This window comes from Kitasatospora sp. NPDC056327 (assembly GCF_042261735.1).
GTDB lineage: Bacteria > Actinomycetota > Actinomycetes > Streptomycetales > Streptomycetaceae > Kitasatospora.
In genome coordinates, this window is record NZ_JBHJRC010000470.1 from 1 (window position 1) to 3,562 (window position 3,562).

The window sequence follows — 3,562 nt, forward strand, 5'->3', positions numbered from 1 at the left end:
CCCGAGCAGTGGGGGCCGGACCGCCGGCGGTGCTCTCACGGGGTGCCGCCCCCGTACAGGAACCGCGGGTGGATCACGGCCGGCGCGGCGGCCCGGCCGTCCCCCTCGGCCCCGACGACCACGGCGGGGTCCCCGGGCGCGGGGGCCGAGCCGCCCGGCAGGGTGATCCAGAACGAGAAGGCCGTCGACCCGTACGGGCGGACCAGCCGCTCCAGCAGCGAGGTGTCGACCACCAGCTGTCCGCCGGCGTCGCGGGTGACCGGCAGGGTGCGCACGCCGTCGGCGCCGTACCCGGCCTCGACCGTGACCGCGCCCCCCGCCTCCGCCCCGCTCAGCACGACCGTCGGGACCACCGACGCCAGCGGCGCCGCCCCCGGGTTGCGGACCGTCATCGTGAACGAGGCGGGCCGCCGGTCGGGGCCCACCGCGGCCGGAGCGGGGTCGGTGGTGAACTCCGGCGCCGTCCGGGCGGCGGCGGGGGCGCTCGTCAGCAGCACCGCGGTCATCGCCGCCCCCGCCTCGGCCCGCTGCGGAACGGCCGGCAGCAGGGCGAGCGCCTCGATGAGCAGCGTGCCCTCGCCGCTGTCGATCGAGGGGTACAGCCGGTAGCCGACCGTCCGGGAGGCGCCCGGGGCCAGCGCGAACGCCGCCGCGTCGCCCGAGGCCAGGTAGGCGCCCGAGCCCTCGGTCAGCGGGACGTCCGTCCAGCCGCCGTCCCCGTCCTCGCGCTGGAGCCGGCCGCGCACCGTCCGGCCCGTGCCGACCGGGTCGGCGAGCGCCCGGACCGCCACCACCGGGGCGACCGTCTCGTACGTGTGCCGGGTGGTGTTGTGCCAGGTCACCGAGAAGGCCGTGGGGCCGGCGCCGACGACGGCCTCCCGACCGGCCGGACCGGCGAAGCTCAGCGCGATCCCCCGGTCCGGACGGGCCGTGCCGTCCGCGGACGGCCGGGGCGCGAACGGCTCGCCGGGCGCGGTCCCGGCCGGGGTCCGGGCGGGACCGCCCCCGCCCGGGGAGTCCTGCGGGTCCGGGTACGTCCCGGGGCCGCCCGCCGGTCCGGTGCCGGCACCGCCGGGCCGGGCGGTGCCGCCGGAGGGCGTGGGGAGCCCGGTCGGGGGCGGCCGGTCCTGGTCCGCGCCCGGCTCCGGGCTGCCGCTGCCGGTCGCCGCCGGGGTGTCGCCCCGGTTCGCGAGGGTGTCCGTCGGGACGGTCAGCACGGCGAGGGCCGTCGCCGCGGCCAGCCCCATCAGCGGCAGGCCGATCAGGTGGGCGGGCCGCCGGCGCAGCCGCGGACCCGCCGGCGGACCGACCGGACGCAGGTCCCGGGCGGTGACCCGGTCGGCCCGGGCCGCCAGCGCCTCGCGCAGCAGCCGTTCCGTCGCGGACCCTCCGGGCCCGGACCCGGCAGCGGACCCGGCGGACCCGGACCCGCCACCGGCCTTCCGTGCCCCGTCGCCCGCGGGGCGCCGCTCGTCGCTCATCGGGCGGCTCCCAGCTTCTTCTCCAGCGCGTCCAGGGCACGGCTGGCGGTGGACTTCACGGTGCCGCGGGAGACCGCGAGGATCTCCGCGATCTCCGACTCCGACAGATCGGACCAGTAGCGCAGCACCAGCACCTCGCGCTGGCGCGAGGTCAGCTCCTGCAGCGCCAGCAGCACCCGGCGGTGCTCGTCGTGGAGGACGGCGTGGTCCTCCGCCGACGGCGCGTCCGCCTCGTGCGGCGGCACGTACTCACGGGCCGTGCGGCGGCGGCGCAGCACCGACCGGGCGCCGTTCACCACGGCGGTGCGCAGGTAGGCCAGCGCGTTGTCCAGGTCGTCCAGCTGCTCGCCGTGCCGCTGGTACAGCTTGGCGAAGGCCTCCTGCACGACGTCCTCGGCCTGGTCCTGGTGGTCGACCAGCAGGACCGCGAGGCGGACCAGGCTGAGCCGGTGGGTCAGGTAGAGGTCGGTCAGCGTCGGCCCGGCCTCGCAGGTGCGGCCGCCGCCGGGCAGCAGCCGGAACCCGGCGCGGCGCCGGGTGGCCGACTGGACGCTGGCGGCGACGTCGAGCACCTCCTCCGTCTCCTGCATCTCCCGGGTGCCGAACAGCAGCGTGACCAGCCCGCGCAGGAGCGGCCCGTGCCCCTCGGCGCCCGGGGCGGCCGGCCCGATGGCCATGGACATCCGTCTTCGCTTTCCCCCCGACGGGTCCCGGCTGCCACCGGGTGCGTCAGGGCATCGTCGTCGGGCGGGCGGCCGGGTCGGCTGACCGGGCGGCCGGACCCGGCCGGGGTGCCTCCGGACCTAGGGACGGACGTCCGGCGCGGTGCCGGGCGGGGTACCCGGAGCAGTGGCCGGCGGGGCCTCCGGCGCAACGCCGGGCGTCGCCCCGGGCACCACCCGGTCGTCGACGCGCACGTCCGTCGTCAGGGCGACGCCGATGCCCCGCCGCCCCTTCGGCACGTCGAACCGGAACCGGTGGGCCGCGGTCTCGCCCGGGCCGAGCTCCCGGGCGAGCGCGGAGGTGTCCGGCACCACCCGGCCCTCCCCGTCGGCGGAGGCCCGGAGCGCGCGCCACTCGCCGCCCACCAACACCTCGGCGGTCAGGTTCTCCGGGGTCAGGCGGTGCGGCCCGGCCGGGACGACCGGGTCCCGGACCGTCAGCGCGGGGACCGCGGTGTGCGGGGCGAACGCGTCCAGGCCGACCAGCTCGACCGTCACCTCGGACGGCACCTCGCCCCTCGTCCCGCCGGAGCGGACCGTCGCCGAGGAGCGGACCGGGCGGTCCACCGTCACGTCCAGCCGGGCCTCCGCGCCGCCGATCAGGACCGCCCTGGCACCGCGGCCGACCCAGCCCTCGGCCGCGATCGGCAGCCGGCCCGACATCCCGCCGTCGGCCGGGGTCAGCCGGTGGCGGACCGACCGGCTCTCGCCGGGGTCGAGCGCGAACGTCCCCTGCTGGGGGCCGCTGCCCACGCCCGTCCGGTCCAGCCCGACCTCGCGCCACTCGTCGAGGTCCTTGCGGTCCAGCACGCCCCGGGCGGTCGTGCCCAGGCGGACGGCGGCGGACGGGTGGTCGTACGGGAGCGCGCGGACCACCGGGACGATCTCGTCGTAGCGCCGGTCGGTGCTGTTGGTCCAGGTCACCTCGGAGTCGAAGTAGCTGCCGGCGAGCGCCCGCACCGAGACGTCGACGCGGTCGGCCGCCGGGCCGGGCGGCTCCTCCGGCCAGGCCGGGGCGGGGGCCGCTCGGCCGGACACGGGCACGGGGACGGGGACGGGGACGGCAGCCGCCCCCGCGGGGAGCACCGCTTGGCCGGGCGCTCCGGCGACCACGACCGCCGGCGGGACGGTCCTGACGGGACACCGGACGGTGGACGGGCGCATGGTGGGTTCCCCGGTGGTAGTCGGACGGAGGCCTGTGCGGCGAGGCCCGGCGGCCGGATCGGTCGGACCCCGCGCCGGATCGGCCCTCACCCAGTCAGACGTCCATCCCCCCTCGGGGTTGTGTGGTGTCCGGAGAAAATTTCGTCGGGACCGGAACCGCCGGGCTCACGCGGTGCGGGGCGCTGCGCCCCGCAC

General features: G+C 78.9%; 3 protein-coding genes. All 3 read right to left on the reverse strand.

The features are described 5' to 3' along the window. Positions 1–35 precede the first annotated feature (35 nt). Positions 36–1,481, reverse strand: a complete 1,446-nt coding sequence (locus ACFCX4_RS35300) for a hypothetical protein (protein WP_376151409.1) — start codon at positions 1,479–1,481, stop codon at positions 36–38. After that, on the reverse strand, positions 1,478–2,164 hold the full coding sequence (locus ACFCX4_RS35305) for an RNA polymerase sigma factor (RefSeq protein WP_376151411.1): 687 nt from the start codon (positions 2,162–2,164) through the stop codon (positions 1,478–1,480). The genes ACFCX4_RS35300 and ACFCX4_RS35305 overlap by 4 nt, the downstream gene beginning before the upstream one ends. 120 nt (positions 2,165–2,284) lie before the next feature. Then, entirely contained in the window at positions 2,285–3,241 is a 957-nt protein-coding gene (locus ACFCX4_RS35310; protein WP_376151413.1) for a hypothetical protein, read from the reverse strand. Positions 3,242–3,562 lie beyond the last annotated feature (321 nt).